We start from the raw sequence: 24,107 nt of genomic DNA on the forward strand, positions 1-24,107 counted from the left end.
TTTCTTTGCCATCTTTGCGTTTTTTATCACCACTTATTACAGACAGGAGTAACGTAAGTGTAAAACTCGGTTTACACCTACAGGCCGACGCGTTAGATTGAAGGGATTGCAATACGTCAAAAACCCGTTTTTATGGAACCAACATGAACTATCTGAACGACGATTTAAGAATCAAAGAGATCAATGAACTGCTCCCACCGGTAGCGCTATTAGAAAAATTTCCCGCCACTGAAAACGCAGCCGTCACTGTCTCATCTGCTCGCCGGGCTATCCATCAGATCCTTAAAGGTCAGGACGATCGTCTACTGGTCGTGATTGGTCCGTGCTCAATCCATGATACCCAGGCCGCGAAGGAGTATGCCCGCCGTCTCAAGGCGCTGCGTGATGAATTAAGCGGCGAGCTGGAGGTGGTGATGCGCGTCTACTTTGAAAAGCCGCGCACAACCGTCGGCTGGAAAGGGCTGATTAATGACCCACACATGGATAACAGCTTCCAGATTAACGAAGGCTTGCGTATTGCACGCAAGCTGCTGCTGGAAATTAACGACGGCGGTCTGCCTGCCGCCGGCGAGTTCCTTGATATGATCACGCCGCAGTATGTGGCTGACCTGATGAGCTGGGGCGCAATCGGCGCGCGTACTACCGAGTCTCAGGTTCACCGTGAGCTTGCCTCCGGCCTGTCCTGCCCGGTTGGTTTTAAAAATGGTACCGATGGCACAATTAAAGTTGCGATCGACGCTATTAATGCCGCCAGCGCGCCGCACTGCTTTCTTTCTGTCACGAAGTGGGGCCATTCGGCAATAGTGAATACCAGCGGAAACGGCGACTGCCATATTATTCTGCGCGGCGGAAAAGAGCCGAACTATAGCGCGCGTCACGTGGCGGAAGTAAAAGAAGGGCTGGCCAAAGCAGGTCTGCGTCCGCATGTCATGATCGACTTCAGCCATGCTAATTCCAGCAAGCAGTTCAAAAAACAGTTGGAAGTGGGCGCCGACGTTTGCGCGCAAATTGCAGGCGGTGAAAAAGCCATTACCGGCGTGATGATTGAAAGCCACCTGGTAGAAGGCAACCAGAACCTTGAAAGCGCAGAACCGCTGGTTTATGGCAAAAGCGTGACCGATGGCTGTATCGGCTGGGAGGATACCGACGCTATTTTGCGCCAGCTAGCGGCAGCAGTGAAGGCGCGTCGCGGCTGATTAACACCTTCGGAAAGTCTAAGCTTTATGCCGGTCAGTGGGCTCGCCGGCCGGCATGTTGGCTTTGGTTAAAAAAACCGGTTCAGGCCTGCGTCTGTGGATGCGTATTAAAGCGCGCAGGCTAAGACCAACGGGCGAGTTGATAAAAGCGCGGCAGCAGCCGGTTAAGCCTGTTTATGAATAAGGTTAAGGCCCGGAATGTGGACTGCATCCCAAAAACTGGACATCTAACGGACTAAGGTGCGGTTTTTTACGAGTGGTCGTCATTTTTCACTTGAGCTACGGGTTGCTGACGCCTGCTAAATTCGTCAAACCGCAGGCAAAGACAAGATAAAGTAAAACGCCACCGGATAGCGGACTGAGGCGAAACGAGTCAGGCGGTCGAGCCGGACGCAGGCTGTTGGCAAGGTGGTGCGCGGTGCGAAGTTGCGCTACCGCAGGTGTTTGCAAAGCGGGCCGTGGCGGTCCGCTTTACCCGTTCACTTAAGACCCTCTTTGTCATTAGGCTTTAAGTGAACGGAACACGCATTGAGCTCTTAAGTGACCAGCGTGACGATTACAGGCAGGGTAATTATTTCGCTTTGCCCTGGTTTGCTACTGCCGCAGCCTTCGCGGCAATTTCTTCTGCGTTGCCCAGGTAGTAATGTTTAACCGGTTTAAAGCTTTCATCAAATTCGTAAACCAGCGGAACGCCGGTCGGAATATTAAGCTCGAGAATGTCATCTTCGCTCATATTATCCAGATATTTCACCAGCGCGCGCAGGGAGTTGCCGTGCGCGGCGATAATAACGCGCTCGCCGCGCTTCAGACGCGGCAAAATGGCGTCATGCCAGTAAGGGATAACGCGGTCAATTGTCAGCGCCAGACTTTCCGTTAGCGGCAGCTCCTTCTCGCTAAGCCCGGCATAGCGCGGATCGTGCCCGGGATAACGTTCGTCGTCTTTGGTCAGTTCTGGCGGCGTAACGGCGAAGCCCCGGCGCCATTGCTTAACCTGTTCGTCGCCATATTTTTCAGCGGTTTCGGCTTTGTTAAGCCCCTGCAATGCGCCATAGTGACGCTCGTTCAGTTTCCAGGATTTCTCAACCGGCAGCCACGCCTGGTCTAACTGATCCAGTATGTTCCACAGCGTATGGATGGCGCGTTTCAGTACGGAGGTATAGGCAAAATCGAAGGTAAAGCCTTCATCTTTAAGTAATTTACCCGCAGCTTTTGCTTCGCCTACGCCTTTTTCAGACAGATCGACATCATACCAACCGGTGAAGCGGTTTTCATTGTTCCATTGACTTTCGCCGTGTCGAACCAGAACCAGCTTAGTTACAGCCATATCTTACTCCTTCAGAATTCCGTGATACTGATAACAATTCTCATTATATTGCCACGGCGCACTACCGCAACAATGCCTGGTCATTACCATAGCGAAAATAGTGCATGAGTGTAAGGTAACTGTGAATAAGTGGTGAGTTTTTTGTCGCGTTTCGAAAAGGCTGAGCGGCTTTTTTAATAATAACCGGCGTTATTGAGAAATATCCGCAGCAGCCCGTGTACGAAGTAAAAAATTTTCTGAAAACCAATATCGCCCGGCAGGCCGCCATGCGCCCTGGATTGCAAAACGCTTGCCCGGGTGCGACGGGGCCGGAGGCGCGCAAAGCGCGCTGCTCAACGCTTTACCCAGGCCCGCTTCACCCGCTCTGTTGCCAGATGTCCTGCCCTGTGTGACGCAGGCAAGGTTAAAGCGCCTGAAACTGGTAGGTTGTGATGCTCACATACTCCTGACCGGGGCGCAGAATGCAATCCGGCTGCGGCCACTGGGGGCGGTTAGGGCTGTCGGGCAGAAATTCGCTTTCCAGCGCCAGCCCCTGGTATGCCCGGTACTCGCCTTGATCGCGCGCCGGGGTGCCGTCCAGAAAATTGCCCGTATAAAACTGTAACGCGGGGGCGCTGGTATACACCGTCATTTGCAGGCGGCCGTCTGCGGACCAGAGGTTTGCCGCAGGCTGCGTAACGTCGCCCGCAGCCTGAAGCAGAAAGGCGTGGTCGTAGCCGCGCACTTTTTTCTGGTCGTCATCGGCAAGAAAGTCCTGTGCGATGGGCTTTGGCGTAAGAAAATCAAAGCCGGTGCCGGCTACCGGGCGCAGCGACGCCAGGGGGATGCCGTCTTCCTCTACCGGAAGATAAGCGTCAGCCAGCAACTGTAGACGGTGATTACGCACGTCTGTACGGGCGCCGTCGAGATTAAAATAGGCGTGGCTGGTCAGATTGACCGGGCAGGGTTTGTCGGTCTGCGCCCGGAATGTCGCCACCAGGCGATTATCATCCGTCAGGGCGTACAGAGCGGTAATGCGGCAGTTGCCGGGAAACCCCTGGTCGCCGTCGGGTGAGTCAAGCAGCCAGGCGACTTCGCTATCGCTTTGGCGCCCGATGCGCCAGCGGCGCTTGTCGAATCCTTGCGGGCCGCCATGTAGCTGATGTGCGCCCTGGCTGGGCGTCAAATGAAACGTCTGGCCATCGATGGTAAAACGGCTGTTGGCGATACGATTGGCGTAGCGGCCAACCGTTGCGCCCAGAAAGGCGTTTTGCCTGTGCCAGTCTTCCAGCTCCCGGCAGCCCAGCAGCGTTTCGCGCACGCTGCCGTCGTGCAGCGGCACGCGGCAGGAGAGAAGCGTAGCCCCCCAGTCCATCATCGAGACTACCATGCCTGCGGAGTTACGCAGCGTGCAGATACGGTATGGGCGGCCATCCGGTGCTGGCCGGGACGTCTCGTTTAGCACTGTCCTGCTCCTTCTGACGGCCTGCATACATAAAATGTTTCTTTGATGCCGGTTCTGGCTTCATACTGCGCGGCAACCGCCTGCTTTAGGGCGGGCACCAGCGTTTCAGGCACCAGCGCGACGACGCAACCGCCAAAGCCGCCGCCGGTCATACGTACGCCGCCATTCTCTCCAATCGCCCCCTTCACAATATCCACCAGCGTATCAATTTGCGGTACGGTGATTTCAAAATCATCGCGCATCGAGGCGTGAGATTGCGCCATAAGCTCGCCCATGCGTTTCAGGTCGCCGCGCGCAAGCGCCTGTGCGGCCTCTGTGGTTCGGGCGTTTTCTGACAGGACATGGCGCACGCGTTTTGCCACCACGGGATCCAGCTCGTGGGCAACGCTGTTGAACTGCTCAAGGCTGACATCACGCAGCGCCTTTTGTTGGAAGAATCGAGCGCCGGTTTCACACTGCTCGCGGCGAGTATTGTATTCGCTGCCTACCAGCGTGCGTTTAAAATTACTGTTGATGATAACCACCGCTACGCCCGGCGGCAGCGGTACGGCTTTCGTGCCCAGCGAGCGGCAGTCGATAAGCAGCGCATGCCCCTGTTTGCCGAGCGCTGAAATCAGTTGGTCCATAATGCCGCAGTTGCAGCCTACAAACTGGTTTTCCGCTTCCTGGCCGTTAAGCGCCAGTTGCGCGCCGTCGAGCGGCAGATGCCACAGTAGCTGAAACGCCTTACCTACCGCCACTTCCAGCGATGCCGACGAACTCAGGCCAGCGCCCTGCGGCACATTGCCGCTGATGACCAGATCGGCGCCGCCGAAGCGGCCGTCACGTTTTTGCAGGTGCTTGACTACGCCGCGAACGTAGTTTGACCATTGTTGGCTTTCATGCGCAAGGACAGGGGCGTCAAGGGAGAATTCGTCGCTTTCGTTGGCGTAGTCGGCGGCAATCACCCTTACCTGGCGGTCATTGCGCGCCGCACAGGCGATGACTGTCCGGTAGTCAATTGCGCAGGGGAGGACGAAACCGTCGTTATAGTCCGTGTGCTCGCCGATAAGGTTCACGCGCCCTGGGGCCTGGATGATATGGGTGGCAGGGTAGCCAAATTTCTCGGCAAACAGCGCGGAAGTGTTCTCTTTCAGAGGCATTATTATTCTCCGGATTCGCGAAAATGAATATCGCTGACCGCGCGCAGCTTCTCTGCCGCCTGTTCCGGCGTCAGGTCGCGCTGGGTTTCTGCCAGCAATTCGTAGCCCACCATGAATTTGCGCACCGTGGCGGAACGCAGCAGCGGCGGGTAAAAATGGGCGTGTAGCTGCCAGTGCGTATTTTCTTCGCCGTTAAACGGCGCGCCGTGCCATCCCATAGAATAGGGGAAGGAGCAGCGAAACAGGTTGTCATAGCGGCTGGTTAATTTTTTCAGCGCCAGCGCCAGATCGGCGCGCTGCGCATCGCTCAGTTCGGGCAGGCGCAGCACCTGTGTTTTGGGGAGCAACAGCGTTTCAAATGGCCAGGCGGCCCAGTAAGGCACGACGGCCAGCCAGTGCCCGGTTTCCACCACTGTGCGGCTGCCGTTGGCCAGTTCACGCTGTACATAGTCCACAAGCATTGGCGAACCCTGCTGTATAAAATAGTCGCGCTGCTTTTCATCTTCGCACGCCGCCTCGTTGGGCAGGAAGCTATTGGCCCAGACCTGGCCGTGCGGATGCGGGTTCGAGCACCCCATCGCCGCCCCTTTATTTTCAAACACCTGTACCCACGGATACGTCAGGCCCAACTCGGCGGTTTGCGTTTGCCAGGCGCTTACCACCGCTTCCAGCGAAGCCTGGGAGAGTTCAGGCAACGTTTTGCTGTGATCGGGGGAGAAGCAGATAACCCGGCTGGTGCCGCGGGCGCTCTGGGCGAGCATTAACGGATCGTGACTTTGTGGGGCCTGAGGCGTATCGGGCATCAGTGCGGCAAAGTCGTTCGTAAACACGTAGGTGCCGGTGTAGTCTGGGTTTTTGTCGCCCGTGACGCGGGTATTGCCAGGGCAGAGGTAACAGTCGGGATCGTGTGTCGGCAGCGTTTGCGGCGGCACGCTCTCCTGCGCCCCCTGCCAGGGGCGCTTTGCCCGGTGCGGCGATACAAGAACCCATTGTCCAGTCAGCGGGTTATAGCGGCGATGCGGGTGATCGACCGGATTGAACTGCGCCATGATTTTTCCTTTAGTCGGGGTAGCCCAGCGGGTGACGCGACTGCCAACGCCAGGTGTCCTGCGCGGTATCGTCAAGCGTGCGCGTTACGCGCCAGTTCAGCTCTTTATCGGCTTTGGCGGCATCGGCCCAGTAAGCGGGCAGATCGCCGGCGCGACGCGGGGCGAAATGGTAATTGACCGGCTTACCGCAGGCCCGGCTGAAGGCGTTGACCACATCCAGCACGCTGCTGCCGATGCCGGCGCCGAGGTTATAAATATGAACGCCAGGCTTGCCTGCCAGTTGCTGCATAGCCGCAACGTGGCCATCGGCAAGATCCATGACGTGAATATAGTCGCGCACGGCGGTGCCGTCCTGCGTAGGGTAGTCGTTGCCAAATACTGACAGCGACTCGCGGCGGCCCACGGCTACCTGAGCGATGTAGGGCATCAGATTGTTAGGAATGCCCTGCGGATCCTCGCCCATGTCGCCTGAAGGATGCGCGCCTACCGGGTTGAAGTAGCGCAGCAGCGCCACGCTAAATTGCGGACAGGCAGTCTGGAGATCGGTGAGGATTTGCTCCACCATGAGTTTACTGCGGCCATAGGGGCTGGCCGGGTAGCCGGTCGGCAAACTTTCGACATACGGAATCTGGGGCTGATCGCCGTAAACGGTGGCGGATGAGCTGAAAATAAAGTTCGTCACGCCAGCGTTGCGCATGGCATGTGCAAGACGTAGCGTACCGTTGACGTTGGTATCATAATATTCCAGCGGCGCATTAACCGACTCGCCGACGGCTTTGAGCGCGGCGAAGTGGATGACGGCGTCTACCGAATGATCGTTGAAAATCTTTGCCAGCAGCGCGTCGTCGCGTACATCGCCTTCAATAAAAAGCGGCGTTTTGCCACTGAGGCGCTCAATGACCGGCACCACGCTGCGCTTGCTGTTGCAGAGGTTATCAAGAATGATAACCTCATGCCCTTTCTCCAGTAATTGTACGCAGGTATGACTACCAATGTAACCGCTACCACCTGTTACCAGAACTTTCATTATTTGCTCCATTAAGCCCGGTTATTGAAATTAACTTAGCATAACAGAATGACTAAAAGTGTGACATGCGCAGGATTAGTGGAATCGTTTACACTCGGGGCGTAAGCGGTGAAACAGAAAATAAAATTTATATAAATCAGCGATGAGGCGTATTTTTCCGGCTAGTCTGAAAATGCGGCGAAAACGAGGGGCTGGACTAATGCCGGCGAGAGAAGGTGAAGTGGGCGCTCCGTTTACTTAAAGCCCGACGACAAAGGGGGCGTCAGGTGAACGGGCAAAGCGGGCCGCCTTACAAACGCCTGCGGCCCCGCAAAATTGCGGTACGCCCGCAGTCCGGCCAGCAGCCTGCGGTTCGCCGGTTTTAGCGGGCGTCAGCAACCCTGCGCTGTAAGGCTGCATCCATTAAAAGCGAACGGGGATGCTGGCCAAATAAAAAGAAAATCGGCACGGTTATCCCGATAGTTACTTCAGCCTGTCGGTCTGGTAGCGATAGCGCTCGCCGTCGGCAATAAAACTCAGGCGGTGGGTAATGCATTGCGGCGCGTCCTGCGCATGGTGAGAGACGAATAAAAGCTGAGTATCGCCTTCGCCAATCAGAATATCGACAAAGCGGCGCACCAACTGGCGGTTGAGCGGATCCAGCCCCTGCAAAGGCTCATCCAGAATCAACAGCGTGGGGTGTTTTACCAGCGCGCGGGCAATCAGCACCAGCCGCTGTTGTCCCCAGGACAGGCTGTGAAATGGAGTATTTGCTGCGTTCTTATCCATTCCGAGCAGCGCCAGCCACTCCCGCGCCAGCGCCTGCTGACGGTCGGAGGGGGCTTCGTAGAGCCCAATTGAGTCGAAATAACCTGACAGCACCACAGTGAGCACCGGGGCGCTGACGCGGTAATCCAGGTGCAGGCTGCTGCTGACGTAGCCAATGTGTTTTTTAATATCCCAGATCGTTTCACCGCTGCCGCGCCGGCGGCCGAACAGCGTCAGATCGTTGCTGTAGCCCTGGGGATGATCGCCGGTTATCAGGTTTAGCAGCGTGGATTTTCCCGCGCCGTTAGGGCCGCAAATCTGCCAGTGTTCGCCGGGATGCACCGTCCAGTTAAGCGAATGCAAAACGGGTCGTTCATTATAGGAAACAACGCCATTGCGCAGAACAATACGCGGTTCATTGTCTGGCAGGCGCGCGCAGGCCGTGGCGTCATCCGCTTGCGGTAACCGCGCGTCGGACAGTTTTTCACTTAAGGCCAGTTGCGCAATCAGCGCCTGCTCAAGCAACTGCTGTTTTGCGCCGGTGTCGCTGAGCGTACAGTCTGCCAGCACGCCGGCGTTGCGCACAAAATCTGGAATATCGTCAAAGCGGTTAAGGATGAGCGCAAGCGTATAGCCCTGGTGATTAAGCTTCGCCAGAAGCTGCGCCAGGCTATCGCGCGAGGCGACATCAAGCCCATCGAATGGCTCGTCAAATACCAACAACGACGGACGCGGCATCAGCGCCTGACACAGTAGCGCTTTGCGCGTTTCGCCGGTGGACAGATATTTGAAGCGGCGTTCGAGCAGATGGCTGATGCCAAAGCATTCCGCCAGTTCGCGACAGCGGCCCTCATCAACGGTTTCATCCTGAATTATTTGCGCCGTAGTGCGCCCCGTGTCTTCCTCATCGGGGCTGAGCAAATCGGTATTATTGCGCTGCCACTCTTCGCTGACCAGTTTTTGCAACCGTTCAAAGGAAACAAGGGCAATACGCTCAAACGTACAGCGGCGTTCACCCGTTAACAGCGGCAGATCGCCTGCCAGGGCGCGCGCCAGCGCAGATTTTCCACTGCCGTTAGCGCCAACGAAAGCCCAGGCTTCGCCGGCACGCAGCATAAGTTCGGCAATAGAAAGGGCGCGAGTATCGCTAAGGCGAAACGTGCCTTGCGTAATATGCAACACAGACATGTTATATCCCATTTTTTGCAGCAACAGTCTACAGGGATACGTGTTGTCCCGGCCAATGTCAATTGGCCGGTATGAATTAGCAGAGTGTGGCAACAATAACCCGATCGGCGTTAAAAAAAGCGGTCACTTCCTCGCCTGCGGTAAAATTCTCCGCCCGTGCGCGCTCAGCGGGGAGAGTGGCGCACAACGTCTCTGCGCCCGGCAGGCGAACCAGAATTTCGCTCTGGTTTGCGTCGCTCTCTACGCGGGTAATTACGCCGCTTAGTTGGTTATCGGCGCCCTGCGCCTGTGCGGCGTTGCGGGTAAGCGTAATCCAGGGCGCTTTAATCAGCACCAGAACTTCCTTACCGCAGTCCAGCCCCAGCCGTTCTCCGCTCTGGCGTGTAACCGCAGCTTTAAGGCTGGTGCGTCCGTCTGCCAGCAAAATTTCCACATATTGCTGTACCTGCTCGCTGTTTCGGCGCACCACAGTGCCAAATAGCTGGTTACGCGCGCTGGTTTGCAGCGAGAAGCGGGAAATCGCCGCCAGCAGGCTATCGAGCGCCAGCGTATCGTCGCGCAGCACGTCAAACGCCTTGCGCTGAATCTGCGCGAGCAGCTCGTAAAGCTGAATCAAACGATGTCCGTAGGCCGTCAGATGAGCGCCGCCGCCGCCTTTACCGCCGGTCGCGCGTTCCACCAGCGTCTGGTCGGTAAGTTGATTCATTTCGTAGATGGCGTCCCAGGCGCTTTTATAACTGATCCCGGCAAGCTTAGCGCCCTGGCTTATCGACCCGGTATGATCGATTTGTTTGAGTAACGCAATGCGTCGCGGATCGGCAAACAACCGATCGTGGAGCTTCAGCGTTAACAGAATTTCTGCCTGCATAACCTGGCCCTGATGCAAAAATAGCTATATTACTCGCTTGCGCCAGTGCGCACAAAAGGCGATGCTTTTTGTCACATCGCCGGTAAAATGGCGCTTCGAATTTTGCTGGAGGCAAGTATGTTCGAATTATTGAAAAGTCTGGTATTCGCGGTGGTCATGGTACCTGTGATGATGGCGGTAATTCTTGGCCTCATCTATGGTCTGGGAGAGCTGTTCAACCTTCTTTCCGCAGTAGGTCACAACGATCGCGCAAAACAGTCGCGCTAATTCCTCTTAGCGCCCGGGTTCATCGGGCGTTTTTTGTTTTACCTCTAAAGTTCCTGAAAAATTTTGCCGATAGCATTGTGTAGTCAATGGTTCTGTCGTTATATTTGCGATTACATAACGATGGCGCAGGAGAAAAACAATGGCAAATGCAAATTTATGGGGACGTATCGCATTTAGCACGGTATTAACGCTGGCTGCGGCCGGCCAGGCGGTAGCGGCGGAAAAAGTGACGGTTTTTGCTGCAGCGTCATTAACCAACGCGTTACAGGATATCGCCGCGCAGTATAAAAAAGAGAAGAACGTTGAGGTGGTTTCCTCCTTTGCGTCTTCTTCAACGCTGGCGCGCCAGATTGAAGCGGGCGCCCCGGCGGATCTGTTTATTTCCGCCGATCAGCAATGGATGGACTACGCCGCCGACAAGGCGGTTATTGAACCGGATGCCCGTATTACGCTGCTGACCAATAGCCTTGTCGTCGTCGCGCCGCAGGCGAGTAAGCAGCCTGCATTTACTATCAGCAATAAAACTGACTGGCTGGCGCTGTTAAAAGGCGGACGCCTGGCAACCGGCGACCCGCAGCACGTACCGGCGGGGATTTATGCTAAAGAAGCGCTGACAAAGCTGGGCGTATGGAATACTCTTGTGTCGAAACTGGCGCCTGCCGAAGATGTGCGTAGCGCGCTGGCGCTGGTGGAACGTAGCGAAGCGCCGCTGGGTATCGTTTATGGGACAGATGCAATTGCCAGTAAGGGTGTTAAAGTTGTCGCAACATTCCCGGAAAACTCTCACAAAAAAGTGGAATATCCTATGGCGGTGGTAAAATCGCATCAGAATGCTGCCGTAACGGGTTTCTATAACTATCTGCAGGGGCCGGAAGCCGCTGCGATTTTTAAACGATATGGATTTACGACGACGTCATGATATTAAGCGATCCCGAATGGCAGGCTGTGCTATTGAGCCTGCGTGTTTCACTGTTTGCTGTTTTGTTTAGCCTCCCGTTCGGGATCCTGTTTGCCTGGCTTCTGGTTCGCGGCCGTTTTCCTGGCAAGGCGCTACTGGACAGCCTTATCCACCTGCCGCTGGTGCTGCCGCCGGTGGTCGTGGGCTACCTTCTTCTTATCCTTATGGGGCGGCGCGGAATTATCGGCGGCTGGCTTTATGATGCGTTTGGCGTCAGCTTTGCCTTTAGCTGGCGCGGCGCGGTATTGGCCGCTGCGGTTATGTCATTTCCGCTGATGGTACGCGCAATACGCCTGGCGCTGGAGGCGGTGGATATTAAACTCGAACAGGCGGCATGCACGTTAGGAGCAGGGCGCTGGCGCGTATTCTGCACCATTACGCTACCGCTGATGTCGCCGGGTATTATTGTCGGCACCGTGCTGGCGTTTGCCCGCTCGCTCGGCGAATTTGGCGCGACCATTACTTTTGTGTCTAATATTCCTGGCGAAACCCGTACCATTCCTTCCGCTATGTACACCCTTATCCAGACGCCGGGCGGCGAGAGCGCTGCGGCGCGGCTGTGCGTTATCTCCGTGCTACTGGCGCTGATTTCGCTGCTGATTTCAGAGTGGCTGGCGCGCAGGAGCCGCAAGAGAATGGGAGGTTAAGCCATGCTGGAACTCGATTTTACCCAGACGCTGGGTCAGCACTGTCTGAACGTTAATGAGCGTCTGCCGGGACAGGGCGTTACCGCTATTTTTGGGGTATCCGGAGCGGGTAAAACATCGCTAATTAATGCGATAAGCGGACTGACAGCGCCGCAGCAAGGGCGCATCGTGCTTAACGGACGCGTACTTAGCGATACAGGGCAGGGCATTTTTTTACCGCCGCAGAAGCGCCGTATCGGGTATGTGTTTCAGGATGCGCGTCTGTTCCCGCACTACCGGGTTATAGGCAACCTGAAGTACGCGATGGCGAAAAAAATGGAAAGCCAGTTTGACGCGCTGGTACAGCTACTGGGTATCAAGCATCTGCTTTACCGTATGCCGTGGAGCCTCTCGGGCGGTGAAAAACAGCGCGTCGCCATCGGCCGTGCGCTGTTGAGCGCGCCGGAATTATTGCTGCTCGACGAACCGCTGGCTTCGCTGGATATTCCGCGCAAGCGTGAGCTGCTCCCCTGGCTGCAACGAATGGCGAGTGAAATTAACGTGCCGATGCTTTATGTCAGCCATTCGCTGGATGAAATCCTCCATCTGGCGGATAAAGTGCTGGTGCTGGAAAACGGCAGCGTTAAGGCCTTTGGCGATCTGGAGAAAATCTGGGGCAGTTCGGTAATGCACCCCTGGCTGCCAAAAGAGCAGCAGAGCAGCGTGTTGAAGGTAAATGTGCTGGAGCATCACCCCCACTACGCCATGACGGCGCTGGCGCTTGGCGATCAGATTTTATGGGTGCACAGGCTTGAGCAGGCGTTGCATACTGCGCTGCGTATACGCATTCAGGCTTCGGACGTGTCGCTGGCATTGCAACCGCCAGTAAAAACCAGTATTCGCAATGTGCTGCGCGCGCGGGTTGTGGCCTGTTTTGATGACGAAGGCCAGGTTGAGGTGCAACTGGACGTAGGAGGGCGTACGCTCTGGGCGCGCATTAGCCCCTGGGCGCGGGATGAGCTTTCTATTCGCCCGGATGTGCGGGTGTATGCGCAGATAAAAAGCGTATCAATCGCAACCTGACTGCGGCTGCTTTAAGCCAGGAAGCGAGAAAATAACCGCTTCGCATACCAGTGTCGAAGGGTGCCCGGCGCAAATAAAAGTAATGTGGCCAGCCCTGTGCTTCGATATGGCATGGATTTGCATTAACAGGCGTCGTTATTCACAGCCATACCTGACTGGCTGGCCTGACTGCCGGCAGGGGCGTTTTATTGCATCCTGGCGTGCGATCGCTTTAGCGCCGCGCGACGAGATATTGTCCGCTCAAACCACGCCTGTGGCGAGACGGTTTTGCGCAGTCCTGGTTTTTTGCAGCCGGCGAAAGCCAGCCCCCATCGGGCTTGCTGTTTGCCGTAGCGGACAGCCTATTGTCGTATGGCCCGCGCTTTTTCGCGTTTCACTATTCTTTGGCAATCAGCTACAGCAGCCAGCGGTAAATAGCGTCGGCAATGCCGTCCTCCTGATTTGTCCCCGTTACTTTATCTGCGCGAGCCTTAATGGCGTCGTCGGCATTGCCCATCGCAATGCCCAACCCGGCGGCTTCGAGCATGCTCAGGTCATTAAAGTTATCGCCAAACGCCACTACCTGCTTCATATGCAAGCCCTGGGTTTCTACCCAACGCGCCAGGCGGCTGCCCTTACTGTTGCCGTGCGATACCACGTCAACCTGATCGCGCCACGACCATTCGCAGGCCAGGCCGGGGCAGGCGTTCAATTCTTCGGCCGCTGTTTTCAGGCGCGCTACGGCCTCGCCGGTCAGTGCGAATTTCCAGATTGCGCTGGCCGCCAGCGCCGCCTCACGCAGTGACGGCACCTGACGGAACGTCGGACGCTGGGCGGCCGGCAGCGACTGCGCCCAGTTGAGCGTGCGCGCAACGTGGCCGGTTGGCGTTTCATATAGCATGGCGTCATCAACGTACATCAGCGCATGAATGCCCCGGGCATCCAGTACGTCCAGTACCTGCAGCGCCTGCCGGGCGCTGAGCGGATTTCCCTCCAGCACGGCCTGGCGCGGGTAGTCATACAGATAAGCGCCGTTACAGCAGATGGCGGGCGTATCCAGCGCCAGCGCCTGGTAAAACGGATGAATGGCGACGTGGTGGCGCCCGGTTGCGATGAGCAACTGGTAACCGGCGTCTCTGGCGCGCTGTAGCGCCGCCACGGAGGCTGGAGAAAGGGTTTTTTGTTGGGTCAACAGCGTACCGTCAAGATCAAGCGCAATAACGCGGTAAGTCATGGTAGAACCGTTATTATTTTTGTGAGCGTACTATGAATGGTACATGGCTGAAAGCGCAGCGCAAGGGCAGCGGCGCGCCAGCCGGCTGGATACGGGCCAGCGCGTGTTTTTGCGCCTGTTGCGTCATCCCGGGCGTGCATGGCGCCGTTTGCCAGGGGCGATTTACTGCGGCGGAAGGTTTGTCGCGATAAAATTTTCCTGTTCCATTTACAGGCAGCGGCGATGCGTGGTAACTCGCAACGCTTTGATTTACAGCGTTCAGTCAGGTTCGGGCGTTTGCATAGCGCAGCTCGGATGCGTTAACCGCGCTTCAACCGGGGACAAGCTTTCCGATAAGTCACCCATTTTCGCTATTCTTGATACGCTTTATGAAAGAGACACCATAGCGAAAAGAGGATGGTTCCCGAGTAACGGCGAGCGGCCCGTTTGGGGCGCAAGCGGAGGGGGGAGTTAGAGGCGCATTTGCTCGTCGCGCACTCGTCTGCTGTGTGGGGCGCTGTTGCTTACTGAACTGAATTCTGGCTAACTTGTTAATAATATTGGCTAATGACTCCTGAGGTGCAAGAGATGAAACAAACCGTATATACCGCCAGCCCCGAAAGTCAACAAATCCACGTCTGGCGCCTTGACGGTAGCGGTGCGCTGACGCTTGTGCAGGTGGTGGACGTCGCAGGGCAGGTACAGCCGATGGTGATTAGTCCGGACAAGCAGTGGCTGTATGTTGGCGTGCGCCCGGCGTTTCGCGTTATTGCGTACCGGATTGCGCCTGATGACGGTACGCTTACTGAAGCCGGTCACGCCGCGCTGCCTGGCAGCCCAACGCATATCTCTACCGATCGCACGGGGCGTTTTCTCTTTTGCGGCTCTTACAACGGCGGCTGCGTGAGCGTAACGCCGCTGGTGGATGGCCTGCCGCAGGCCGTTGCGACGGTGATTGAAGGGCTGGAGGGCTGCCACTCGGCTACTGTCTCGCCGGATAACCGCACGCTGTGGGTGCCTGCGTTGAAGCAGGATCGCATTTGCCTGTTTACGCTGTGTGACGACGGCGCGCTGATAGCGCAAAACCCGGCTGACGTTCACACCGTAGAAGGCGCAGGCCCGCGTCATCTGGTGTTTCATCCAAACCGACAGTATGCCTACTGCGTCAATGAACTCAACAGCACGGTGGACGTCTGGGAGCTCAAAGATCCGCACGGCAATATTGAATGTGTCCAGACGCTCGATATGATGCCGCCAGGCTTTTCCGACACCCGCTGGGCCGCAGATATCCATATCACGCCCGATGGCCGCCATCTCTATGCCTGCGATCGCACCGCGAGCGTTATCACGATTTTTAGCGTTTCCGAAGATGGCAGCGTGCTGGCTGTGGAAGGGCACCAGAATACCGAAGCGCAGCCGCGCGGTTTTAATATCGACAACAGCGGACAATTTTTGATTGCCGCCGGGCAGAAGTCTCACCATATTGCGGTGTATAGCATTACCGGCGCGCAGGGGCTTTTGCAGGAGAAAGGCCGCTATGCGGCGGGTCAGGGTCCAATGTGGGTTGTGGTTAACGCCTGGTAAACGCGTCTGCGCTAAAGCGGGCAGCCTGACGCTGCCCGCTGAGACGGCCGACAAACCCCATCCTGACTGCGACAGGATGGATGAAAAACAATAAAAATAAGGAAAATCAAAGCATTGATTTTCGCCTGCTTACCACAAAGACGGAAAAACCCCGCTTTTTCCTTCTTTGACAACAATCTGAGCGGGCAGCCTGACGCTGCCCGCTTTTACCCCGCAAGCCTCCCGTCCGGGAGAGGCGGTCAACCGCAGAGTTATTCGCCGTCCTGACCTTTGTTATTAAATTCCCACAGGCGGTTGAAGCGCGGATCGTTAAGGTCGCGCAGTGGATTACCCTGCTCGTCTACGCCATTGCCGATATTGCCGCGAAACGGGCGCTGAGAGCCGAGCGCGTCGCCCCAGGGGCGCGCGGCGTTAAAGCCTTTGCCGATAATGCTGTCGCGGATCACCGCCTGGCCGTTGGCGCTCTGGCCTGGCGCATAACCGTTTACCGGCGTGCCCACATCCCAGGCGCGGCCTAATTGCGCTACGCCCTGGCCGTCTGCGATAAAGCGGCTATTTGTTGCCAAAAAACCATAGAACATGTTTGGGCGCGTAGCCGGGGCGAAAACGTAACCCTCCCGATCTGTGCGGCTGCTTACTACGCGGAAAACGGTGTTATCAAACACGACTGCGCCGCGGCCGGAAACCAGATCCACATCGCCTTCAATATAGCTGTGCGTTACCAGCGTGCGGGTTAGTCTGTCGGTCAGCTTGCGGTTATGAATATCGCTGTTGGTGACGAAGAAAGTATTCTGGCGGCCCAGCAGGTTAACATTATTTATTTGTACCCGATCGCCGTCGCTGCGCAGCGCCACGGCGGGATGGTCACCTGCGCCAGCGCCGTCGCCCAGTGTGTTCTGGATGGTAAGGTTTTGCAATTGTAGACCGTCATTTTGCGACCACACGGCGGCGGAACACAGTATACCGACGGACGCGCTCCGGCGATTCTGGCAACTGTCAAACATATACCATGCCGGTTTGCCAGGCATATACTTGCCGGACGGGTTCACGGTGTGACGCCAGGCGGTGGCGTCCATTCCCGCCTCCAGCGCCAGGCCGATTTTTACATCGGCGGGTTTCTCGCCGACGCCGTACAGCGTGATGCTGCCAGAAGCCGCCGGAATGAAGACGGTACCCGGGTAATCCCCTGGCAGGATGGCGATATATTGACGCTGGCTGGCGTGTTTTATGGTGGCGGCGTCTACGGCGGCCTGGATAGTGTGATGTGTTACGCCCTGCGCGTTAACCGGACCTACGACAAAATCCGGCTGCTGCGGCAGTACGATAGCTGCAGGACGCCACGGCTGTTCGTTCGGGTTGAGCGAGGAAAACCAGTGCTGAATGCTGTAATTTTCCGCTTCACGGGGGTAAAGCACCGGGCGCGCGTCTGTGCCAGGGGCGAGCTGGTCGGAAGCGGAGTGGGGGGAAGATGTGCTACAGGCCGTCAGCGCTGCGCTGCAAAGCAGCGTTATCGCCAGGCGGGAAACTGAAAGTGTGTTCATTATGCTCCAGGCAGGTCAAAGTAAAAGTAAGTCCTTCAAATCCTGCTTTTTATACTAAGTTGAGCGAAACGGGAAGCCTGAACAGCAAAAGAGACGAATCTGCTTACGCCGGCAGTGTGTGCGGCGTCAGAAAACGCGATAACAATCGTTGATGCGGTTGACAACAGCGCCGTAATGAAAATAAATGTCTATACAACTCATGACAAGTGACCATTATGACTGAACTGACCGCTGACGATTGTCTCTGGCGCAACGCGCGCCTGGCCACGCTGGACTCGCGCCTGCCGCAGCCCTACGGCCTGCTTGAAAATTATGCGCTTGTTGTGCGTAACGGGCATATTCGCGCCGTTGTGCCCGATCCTGGCCCGCGCCCCGGCCAGGCGAACTGTGTGGATCTCGAAGGGCGGCTGGTCACGCCCGGATTGATTGACTGCCATACGCACCTTATTTTTGGCGGCAGTCGCGCTCAGGAATGGGAACAGCGTATGAACGGCGTGTCCTACCAGCAGATTAGCGCCCAGGGCGGAGGCATTAATGCGACGGTGGGCGCAACGCGTGCGGCGCAACCGGCGCAGTTGCTGGGCCTGGCCCGGCAGCGCGTGAAAAAGCTTATGCATGAGGGCGTCACAACCCTTGAAATTAAATCCGGCTATGGGCTTGATTTGCAAAGCGAAGAAAAAATGTTGCAGGTGGCAGGAAGGCTTGCCCGGGAGAACCCGATTGAGATAAGCCGAACGCTGCTGGCGGCGCATGCCACGCCGGCGGAATATAAAGGCGATCCTGAAGGCTATATCACCCTGGTTTGTGAAACGCTACTTCCCGCGCTGTGGGAAAAGGGGTTGTTTGAAGCGGTGGATGTTTTTTGCGAAAGCGTGGGGTTTAGCCCGGCGCAGAGCGAGCGCGTATTTCGTGCCGCCTGCGCGCGCGGTATTGCGGTAAAAGGCCACGTTGAACAACTCTCCTGCCTGGGCGGCGCGCAGCTTGTGAGCCGCTATCGCGGTTTATCTGCCGATCACGTTGAATATCTTGATGAAGACGGCGTTGCGGCGATGGCGCAGAGCGCAACCGTGGCGGTGTTGCTGCCGGGCGCGTTTTATTTTCTTAATGAATCCCGCCGGCCGCCGGTTGCGCTATTGCGCAAATATCGGGTGCCGATGGCGGTCGCTACCGATTACAACCCGGGAACCAGCCCTTTTCTCAGCCTGCATCTGGCGATGAATATGGCCTGCGTGCAGTTTGGCCTCACGCCAGAAGAGGCCTGGGCCGGGGTAACGCGCCATGCGGCGCAGGCGCTGGGGCGTAAAAGCAGCCACGGTCAGCTAGCGGCGGGGTATGTTGCTGATTTTGTTGTCTGGGATGCGCAGCACCCGGTAGAGATACTCTATGAACCTGCGCGCAATCCGCTTTATCTGCGCGTTTTTCGCGGCGAGGTGACGGCATGAAACTATGGCGACCGTCGGCTTGCGCGCTCTGGCAGGGGCGTGATGACAGGGCTGAAGGGGATAACGCGCTGCGTCTGTTTCAGACAATTCGGCGGGATGAGGGGTTTACGCCACACGCGTATCCGAACGATATCGCGCTGCTGGGATTTGAGTGTGACGAAGGCGTAAAGCGTAACCTCGGACGGCCCGGCGCCCGCCAGGGGCCGGATATTCTGCGCGGTGCGCTGGCGAATATGGCGAGCCATACCGGTCATGAACGGTTGGTGGATATGGGCAATATCCGCGCTGTCGCGCCTGAGCTTGAGCAGGCGCAGCAGGCGCTGCATGATGCCGTGCTGCGCTGCCATCAGGCCGGGATGCGTACGTTGGTGCTGGGAGGCGGCCATGAAACGGCCTTTGGCCACGGCTCCGGCGTGCTGGATGCCTGGCCTGAAGCACGTATTGGGATAATCAATCTCGACGCCCATCTGGATTTACGCAGCGCTTCGCGCGCCAGCTCCGGCACGCCTTTTCGCCAGTTGGCTATGCAGTGCAAAGCCCAGCGGCGCAATTTTTCTTACGCCTGCATCGGCGCAAGCCGCGCGGCCAATACGCAGGCGCTGTGGGATGAAGCCGCACGCCTGGGCGTGACGGTGGTGGAGGATCTTCAGGTGCTCAATGCGTTTGATGAACAGGTGTTGCCGACGCTTGCCGCCAGTCTCGCCGCCTGCGATAAGCTGTATCTGACCATCGATCTGGATGTGCTTACGGCGTGTGAGATGCCGGCGGTTTCCGCGCCCGCGGCGCTGGGCGTGCCGCTCGGTACGCTTATGCGCGTGGTGGAGCCGCTGTGTCGCAGCGGTAAACTGCAGGCCGTCGATCTGGTGGAATTCAGCCCGCCCTTTGATGTACAGGGGGTGGGGGCGAAAACGGCGGCGCGTCTGGCGTGGCAGATTCTCTACTGGTGGCGTTAGTCTGTTCACAGGCCAGCGCTGCGCTGCATCCTTTTTCAGGGCGACTCAGGGTATAATCTCCTGCTCCAGACGCCCTTTACTGATATAAGGAACGCCCGCGCTATGTTTTCGTCTCGTCCCCGACCTGCTCCGGCCAGCATGCCGGCGCCGTTTTATGAAAAGGTCAAACAGGCCATTAGCGAGAAGATTTATGCAGGCGTCTGGCGCCCGCACGATCGTATTCCGTCTGAAGCCGAACTGGTAGCGCAGTTTGGCTACAGCCGCATGACTATCAACCGTGCGCTACGCGAGCTAACGGATGAGGGGCTGCTGGTGCGTTTGCAGGGCGTTGGCACGTTTGTTGCGCAGCCTAAAGGGCAGTCGGCGCTGTTTGAAATCCGCAGTATTGCCGATGAAATTGCCGCGCGCCATCATCAGCACCGCTGTGAGGTGCTGCTGCTGGAGGCGATTGGCGCCGATGTATCCCAGGCAGCGGCGCTGGGGGTGGAAGAGGGGAGGCGTATTTTTCACTCGCGTATGGTCCACTTTGAAAATGATGTCCCCGTACAGATTGAAGACCGCTGCGTAAACGCCGAGGTCGTACCGGATTATTTGCAACAGGATTACACGGCGACCACGCCGCATGCCTGGCTGTCGCAGGTTGCGCCGCTAACGGAAGGCGAGCACATTGTTGAGGCCGTGCGGGCAACGCCGTCAGAATGCCTGCTGTTGCAGATTCACGAAGACGATCCCTGCCTGCTCATCCGCCGCCGCACCTGGTCCACCTCGCATATTGTTTCCTGCGCCAGTCTACTCTTCCCCGGCTCGCGCTACCGTTTACAGGGGCATTTCAGCTCCTGATTCCGGCGTTAATAAGTAATGAGATAAAAACGCATTAAGGCATAATTGGTTGTTTATGTATTAAATAATCAATATTTGCACCTCGCCTGCTTCGTGGCGTGCTCACTGGCAAGATTAATGCCGCTAATACCTGGCCCTGTAAATATATTGACTCCCTTATACCCTTTCGATAGCGAAGAAAATGCTGAACGGGAAGTTAAGCTGGAATTATTCTCAAATTAAACAAGGCATTACCTTCATAGCGTGGTTTTTTACAACATTCGTCCTCCAGACCCGTAAAAGCGTGATTGCTGACGCAATATAAAAAATTTGTATCTCTTTTGTTAAACGCAGGCTTGCGCGCAATTGTATAGACAAGTATAGGTGTTTGTATCTTTTAATGCGATTTGGCAGGAGAGTAACGCAATGTCGATAACCAAATACCGCCAGCAGGAGATTCGCGCCCCGCGGGGGGCGACGCTGACTGCGAAAAGCTGGATGACCGAAGCGCCGCTGCGTATGTTAATGAATAATCTGGATCCGGACGTGGCGGAGAATCCGCATCATCTGGTGGTGTACGGCGGTATCGGGCGTGCGGCGCGTAACTGGGAATGTTATGACGCTATTGTTACGGCGCTGACCCGGCTGGAGAAGGATGAAACGCTGCTGATACAGTCCGGTAAGCCGGTCGGCGTGTTCAAAACCCATGAAAACGCCCCCAGAGTGCTGATTGCTAATTCGAACCTGGTGCCGCACTGGGCGAACTGGGCGCACTTTAACGAGCTGGATGCGAAAGGGCTGGCGATGTACGGCCAGATGACGGCAGGTAGCTGGATCTATATCGGCAGCCAGGGGATTGTGCAGGGCACCTATGAAACCTTCGTTGAGGCGGGCCGCCAGCACTATCAGGGCAACCTGCGCGGGCGCTGGGTACTGACTGCGGGCCTGGGGGGTATGGGCGGCGCGCAGCCGCTGGCGGCAACGCTGGCGGGCGCCTGTTCGCTGAATATTGAGTGCCAGCAAAGCCGCATTGATTTTCGCCTGCGTACCGGCTATGTCGATGAGCAGGCCGACTCGCTGGACGATGCGCTGGCGCGTATCAAAACATACACCGCCGCAGGCGAGGCCGTCTCCATTGCGCTGTGCGCCAATGCGGCAGAAATTCTCCCGCAACTTGTCGCGCGCGGCGTGCGCCCGGATCTGGTAACCGATCAGACCAGCGCGCACGATCCGCTACACGGCTATTTGCCTGTAGGCTGGCGCTGGAATGAATACCAGCGCAGGGCGGAGTCGGAGCCACGGGAGACGATACTGGCGGCAAAGCGTGCGATGGCCGAACACGTGAAGGCGATGCTGGCGTTCAAACAGGCGGGTATTCCTGTGTTTGATTACGGCAACAATATTCGCCAGATGGCGCTGGAAATGGGCGTGGATAATGCGTTTGATTTCCCCGGCTTTGTGCCGGCCTATATTCGTCCGCTGTTCTGTCGCGGTATTGGGCCGTTTCGCTGGGTGGCCCTTTCCGGCGATCCGCAGGATATTTATAAAACCGATGAAAAGGTAAAGTCGCTCATTCGCGATGACAAACACCTGCATCACTGGCTGGATATGGCCCGTGAGCGCATCAGCTTTCAGGGGCTGCCGGCGCGTATTTGTTGGGTGGGGCTGGCGTGGCGGCAAAAGCTTGGGCTGGCTTTCAATGAAATGGTGCGCAGCGGGGAAGTTTCCGCGCCTATTGTTATTGGCCGCGATCACCTGGATTCCGGCTCCGTCGCCAGCCCTAACCGGGAGACGGAAGCCATGCGTGATGGTTCCGACGCTGTTTCCGACTGGCCGCTGCTCAATGCCCTTCTCAATACTGCCAGCGGCGCGACCTGGGTTTCGCTGCACCACGGCGGCGGCGTAGGGATGGGGTTTTCCCAGCATGCCGGCATGGTGATTGTCTGCGACGGCAGCCGCGAAGCCGACGAACGTATCGCCCGCGTGCTGCACAATGACCCGGCAACCGGCGTTATGCGCCATGCCGACGCAGGGTATGAGTTAGCCGTGACGTGCGCCAGGGAGCAGGGGCTTAATCTTCCTATGGTGGCCGCAACACAGGAGCCTCGCTAATGAAAACATTAACGCTTATCCCCGGAAAACTGAGCCTGGCCCAGCTTCGCGAAGTTTACAGCCACCCGGTGCGCGTAATGCTGGACGAGCGCGCCACGCCTGTTATTGAGCGCAGCGTCGCCTGTGTTAACGCGATTTTGAAGCAGGGGCGCACCGCCTACGGCATTAACACCGGCTTTGGCCTGCTGGCGCAGACGCGCATTGCCCGGGACGATCTGGAAAATTTGCAGCGTTCGCTGGTGCTCTCCCACGCAGCCGGCACGGGCGAGGCGCTGGATGATGCCGTGACGCGTCTGATTATGGTATTGAAAATCAACAGTCTGGCGCGCGGCTATTCAGGTATCCGCCCTGACGTTATTCAGGCGCTGGCGGCGCTGGTTAATGCCGAAGTGTATCCCTGGATACCGGCAAAGGGCTCTGTGGGCGCATCGGGCGACCTGGCGCCGCTGGCGCATATGTCGCTAACGCTCCTTGGCGAGGGCAAAGCCCGCTGGCGGGGCGAATGGCTGCCTGCTTCCCAGGCGCTGGAGCGGGCGGGGCTTCAGCCGCTGACGCTGGCGGCGAAAGAGGGGCTGGCGTTGCTTAACGGCACCCAGGCCTCTACGGCGTTTGCGCTGCGTGGGCTGTTTGAGGCAGAGGATCTGTTTGCGGGCGCGGTGGTGTGCGGCGCGCTGACGACCGAAGCCGCGCTGGGATCGCGCCGCCCGTTCGACCCGCGCATCCATGAGGCGCGCGGCCAGCAGGGGCAGATTGACGCGGCGGCATTGTATCGCCACGTGCTGACCGACAGCAGCGCGATCTCGCAATCGCACGATAATTGTAGCAAGGTGCAGGATCCCTATTCGCTGCGCTGCCAGCCTCAGGTGATGGGCGCCTGCCTGACACAACTGCGTCAGGCCGCCGACGTGCTGCTGGCGGAGGCCAATGCGGTTTCAGATAATCCGCTGGTCTTTGCCGAAGAAAGCGAGGTTATTTCTGGCGGCAACTTCCATGCGGAACCGGTAGCGATGGCGGCGGATAATATCGCGCTGGCGATTGCTGAAATTGGCGCGCTGTCCGAACGACGCATTGCGCTGCTAATGGACAGCCATATGTCGCAACTGCCGCCCTTCCTTGTTAAAAATGGCGGGGTGAACTCCGGATTTATGATAGCCCAGGTTACGGCGGCGGCGCTGGCAAGCGAAAATAAGGCGCTAGCGCATCCGCACAGCGTGGATAGCCTGCCCACATCGGCAAATCAGGAAGATCACGTCTCAATGGCGCCTGCCGCCGGGCGACGTCTGTGGACGATGGCCGATAACACGCGCGGCGTGATTGCCGTGGAGTGGCTTGCCGCCTGCCAGGGTATCGACCTGCGAGAAGGGCTGGCCACCAGCCCTCTGCTTGAACAGGCGCGTCGCCTGTTGCGCGAGCGCGTAGCGTACTATGAGCGGGATCGCTATTTCGCGCCGGATATTGACAGCGCCACGGCGCTTCTGGGCGAGCGCCATCTGACGCAGTTATTGCCTGCTGTTCTGCCCAGCCAGTTGTAAATTCTGTTGTTTT

General features: G+C 57.4%; 20 protein-coding genes. 11 read left to right on the forward strand and 9 right to left on the reverse strand.

The genetic code is table 11. The features are described from left to right. Positions 1-143: 143 nt before the first annotated feature. Positions 144-1,196, forward strand: coding sequence for a 3-deoxy-7-phosphoheptulonate synthase AroG (gene aroG / locus JJB97_RS04015; RefSeq protein WP_238712540.1), 1,053 nt, complete (start codon positions 144-146; stop codon positions 1,194-1,196). 571 nt (positions 1,197-1,767) lie between these two features. Here the strand turns inward: aroG and gpmA are convergent. The 7 genes from gpmA to modE form a co-directional block, all read right to left on the reverse strand. Further along, positions 1,768-2,520: a 2,3-diphosphoglycerate-dependent phosphoglycerate mutase gene (gpmA, locus tag JJB97_RS04020; RefSeq protein ID WP_238712542.1), complete on the reverse strand. Its 753-nt coding sequence runs from the start codon at positions 2,518-2,520 to the stop codon at positions 1,768-1,770. Positions 2,521-2,923: 403 nt separating this feature from the next. Then, entirely contained in the window at positions 2,924-3,964 is a 1,041-nt protein-coding gene (galM, locus tag JJB97_RS04025) for a galactose-1-epimerase (RefSeq protein ID WP_238712544.1), read from the reverse strand. Beyond that, the gene (gene galK / locus JJB97_RS04030) at positions 3,958-5,106 is read right to left on the reverse strand and encodes a galactokinase (RefSeq protein ID WP_238712546.1); all 1,149 of its coding nucleotides are present in this window, start codon (positions 5,104-5,106) and stop codon (positions 3,958-3,960) included. The genes galM and galK overlap by 7 nt, the downstream gene beginning before the upstream one ends. Before the next feature lie 2 nt (positions 5,107-5,108). Continuing rightward, a complete protein-coding gene (gene galT / locus JJB97_RS04035; protein ID WP_238712547.1) occupies positions 5,109-6,155 on the reverse strand; it encodes a galactose-1-phosphate uridylyltransferase in 1,047 nt (348 codons plus the stop codon). Between the two features lie 10 nt (positions 6,156-6,165). Then, entirely contained in the window at positions 6,166-7,182 is a 1,017-nt protein-coding gene (galE, locus tag JJB97_RS04040) for a UDP-glucose 4-epimerase GalE (RefSeq protein ID WP_238712549.1), read from the reverse strand. Between the two features lie 462 nt (positions 7,183-7,644). Next, a complete protein-coding gene (gene modF / locus JJB97_RS04045; RefSeq protein ID WP_238712550.1) occupies positions 7,645-9,117 on the reverse strand; it encodes a molybdate ABC transporter ATP-binding protein ModF in 1,473 nt (490 codons plus the stop codon). 76 nt (positions 9,118-9,193) lie between these two features. Next, entirely contained in the window at positions 9,194-9,985 is a 792-nt protein-coding gene (modE, locus tag JJB97_RS04050; protein WP_238712552.1) for a molybdenum-dependent transcriptional regulator, read from the reverse strand. Between the two features lie 117 nt (positions 9,986-10,102). On the opposite strand from modE, the gene JJB97_RS04055 reads away from it, so the two are divergent. The 4 genes from JJB97_RS04055 (at position 10,103) to modC (ending at position 12,919) form a co-directional block, all read left to right on the forward strand. Continuing rightward, on the forward strand, positions 10,103-10,252 hold the full coding sequence (locus tag JJB97_RS04055) for an AcrZ family multidrug efflux pump-associated protein (RefSeq protein WP_238712554.1): 150 nt from the start codon (positions 10,103-10,105) through the stop codon (positions 10,250-10,252). A gap of 139 nt (positions 10,253-10,391) precedes the next feature. Further along, complete coding sequence (gene modA / locus JJB97_RS04060) at positions 10,392-11,171, forward strand: molybdate ABC transporter substrate-binding protein (protein WP_238712556.1); 780 nt, start codon at positions 10,392-10,394, stop codon at positions 11,169-11,171. Then, positions 11,168-11,857, forward strand: a complete 690-nt coding sequence (gene modB / locus JJB97_RS04065; protein ID WP_238712558.1) for a molybdate ABC transporter permease subunit — start codon at positions 11,168-11,170, stop codon at positions 11,855-11,857. Before modA ends, modB begins: the two co-directional genes overlap by 4 nt. Before the next feature lie 3 nt (positions 11,858-11,860). Continuing rightward, positions 11,861-12,919 carry a molybdenum ABC transporter ATP-binding protein ModC gene (gene modC / locus JJB97_RS04070; RefSeq protein WP_238712560.1) on the forward strand — a complete coding sequence of 353 codons (1,059 nt, stop codon included), beginning with the start codon at positions 11,861-11,863 and terminating at the stop codon, positions 12,917-12,919. A 394-nt stretch (positions 12,920-13,313) separates the two neighbouring features. On the opposite strand, the gene JJB97_RS04075 is transcribed toward modC, so the two are convergent. After that, positions 13,314-14,132 carry a pyridoxal phosphatase gene (locus JJB97_RS04075; RefSeq protein WP_238712561.1) on the reverse strand — a complete coding sequence of 273 codons (819 nt, stop codon included), beginning with the start codon at positions 14,130-14,132 and terminating at the stop codon, positions 13,314-13,316. A 567-nt stretch (positions 14,133-14,699) separates the two neighbouring features. Here JJB97_RS04075 and pgl point away from each other — a divergent pair. Beyond that, positions 14,700-15,695, forward strand: coding sequence for a 6-phosphogluconolactonase (gene pgl, locus JJB97_RS04080; protein WP_238712563.1), 996 nt, complete (start codon positions 14,700-14,702; stop codon positions 15,693-15,695). Between the two features lie 251 nt (positions 15,696-15,946). Here the strand turns inward: pgl and JJB97_RS04085 are convergent, their stop codons facing one another. Beyond that, complete coding sequence (locus tag JJB97_RS04085; RefSeq protein ID WP_238712564.1) at positions 15,947-17,236, reverse strand: putative acyl-CoA thioester hydrolase; 1,290 nt, start codon at positions 17,234-17,236, stop codon at positions 15,947-15,949. 215 nt (positions 17,237-17,451) lie between these two features. Between JJB97_RS04085 and hutI the strand changes: the two genes are divergently transcribed. The 5 genes from hutI (at position 17,452) to hutH (ending at position 24,094) form a co-directional block, all read left to right on the forward strand. Further along, positions 17,452-18,678 carry an imidazolonepropionase gene (gene hutI, locus JJB97_RS04090; RefSeq protein WP_238712566.1) on the forward strand — a complete coding sequence of 409 codons (1,227 nt, stop codon included), beginning with the start codon at positions 17,452-17,454 and terminating at the stop codon, positions 18,676-18,678. Beyond that, a complete protein-coding gene (hutG, locus tag JJB97_RS04095) occupies positions 18,675-19,631 on the forward strand; it encodes a formimidoylglutamase (protein WP_238712568.1) in 957 nt (318 codons plus the stop codon). The genes hutI and hutG overlap by 4 nt, the downstream gene beginning before the upstream one ends. A 102-nt stretch (positions 19,632-19,733) precedes the next feature. Continuing rightward, positions 19,734-20,471: a histidine utilization repressor gene (locus JJB97_RS04100; protein WP_238712570.1), complete on the forward strand. Its 738-nt coding sequence runs from the start codon at positions 19,734-19,736 to the stop codon at positions 20,469-20,471. Between the two features lie 405 nt (positions 20,472-20,876). Next, positions 20,877-22,562 (forward strand): urocanate hydratase, encoded by a 1,686-nt coding sequence (gene hutU, locus JJB97_RS04105; protein WP_238712572.1) that lies wholly within the window; start codon positions 20,877-20,879, stop codon positions 22,560-22,562. Next, positions 22,562-24,094 (forward strand): histidine ammonia-lyase, encoded by a 1,533-nt coding sequence (gene hutH, locus JJB97_RS04110; RefSeq protein WP_238712574.1) that lies wholly within the window; start codon positions 22,562-22,564, stop codon positions 24,092-24,094. Before hutU ends, hutH begins: the two co-directional genes overlap by 1 nt. The last annotated feature ends 13 nt before the right edge of the window (positions 24,095-24,107 follow it).

Source organism: Tenebrionibacter intestinalis (genome assembly GCF_016632365.1).
Taxonomy (GTDB): domain Bacteria; phylum Pseudomonadota; class Gammaproteobacteria; order Enterobacterales; family Enterobacteriaceae; genus Tenebrionibacter; species Tenebrionibacter intestinalis.

Bases quoted from the DNA above. Each gene is read 5' to 3' on its own strand.
- modA (WP_238712556.1), top strand. From the start codon at position 10,392: ATGGCAAATGCAAATTTATGGGGACGTATCGCATTTAGCACGGTATTA.
- galT (WP_238712547.1), bottom strand. From the start codon at position 6,155: ATGGCGCAGTTCAATCCGGTCGATCACCCGCATCGCCGCTATAACCCG.
- JJB97_RS04100 (WP_238712570.1), top strand. From the start codon at position 19,734: ATGTTTTCGTCTCGTCCCCGACCTGCTCCGGCCAGCATGCCGGCGCCG.
- hutI (WP_238712566.1), top strand. From the start codon at position 17,452: ATGACTGAACTGACCGCTGACGATTGTCTCTGGCGCAACGCGCGCCTG.
- JJB97_RS04085 (WP_238712564.1), bottom strand. From the start codon at position 17,236: ATGAACACACTTTCAGTTTCCCGCCTGGCGATAACGCTGCTTTGCAGC.
- galE (WP_238712549.1), bottom strand. From the start codon at position 7,182: ATGAAAGTTCTGGTAACAGGTGGTAGCGGTTACATTGGTAGTCATACC.
- gpmA (WP_238712542.1), bottom strand. From the start codon at position 2,520: ATGGCTGTAACTAAGCTGGTTCTGGTTCGACACGGCGAAAGTCAATGG.
- modB (WP_238712558.1), top strand. From the start codon at position 11,168: ATGATATTAAGCGATCCCGAATGGCAGGCTGTGCTATTGAGCCTGCGT.
- modC (WP_238712560.1), top strand. From the start codon at position 11,861: ATGCTGGAACTCGATTTTACCCAGACGCTGGGTCAGCACTGTCTGAAC.
- modE (WP_238712552.1), bottom strand. From the start codon at position 9,985: ATGCAGGCAGAAATTCTGTTAACGCTGAAGCTCCACGATCGGTTGTTT.
- aroG (WP_238712540.1), top strand. From the start codon at position 144: ATGAACTATCTGAACGACGATTTAAGAATCAAAGAGATCAATGAACTG.
- pgl (WP_238712563.1), top strand. From the start codon at position 14,700: ATGAAACAAACCGTATATACCGCCAGCCCCGAAAGTCAACAAATCCAC.
- JJB97_RS04075 (WP_238712561.1), bottom strand. From the start codon at position 14,132: ATGACTTACCGCGTTATTGCGCTTGATCTTGACGGTACGCTGTTGACC.
- hutG (WP_238712568.1), top strand. From the start codon at position 18,675: ATGAAACTATGGCGACCGTCGGCTTGCGCGCTCTGGCAGGGGCGTGAT.
- hutH (WP_238712574.1), top strand. From the start codon at position 22,562: ATGAAAACATTAACGCTTATCCCCGGAAAACTGAGCCTGGCCCAGCTT.
- modF (WP_238712550.1), bottom strand. From the start codon at position 9,117: ATGTCTGTGTTGCATATTACGCAAGGCACGTTTCGCCTTAGCGATACT.
- hutU (WP_238712572.1), top strand. From the start codon at position 20,877: ATGTCGATAACCAAATACCGCCAGCAGGAGATTCGCGCCCCGCGGGGG.
- JJB97_RS04055 (WP_238712554.1), top strand. From the start codon at position 10,103: ATGTTCGAATTATTGAAAAGTCTGGTATTCGCGGTGGTCATGGTACCT.
- galK (WP_238712546.1), bottom strand. From the start codon at position 5,106: ATGCCTCTGAAAGAGAACACTTCCGCGCTGTTTGCCGAGAAATTTGGC.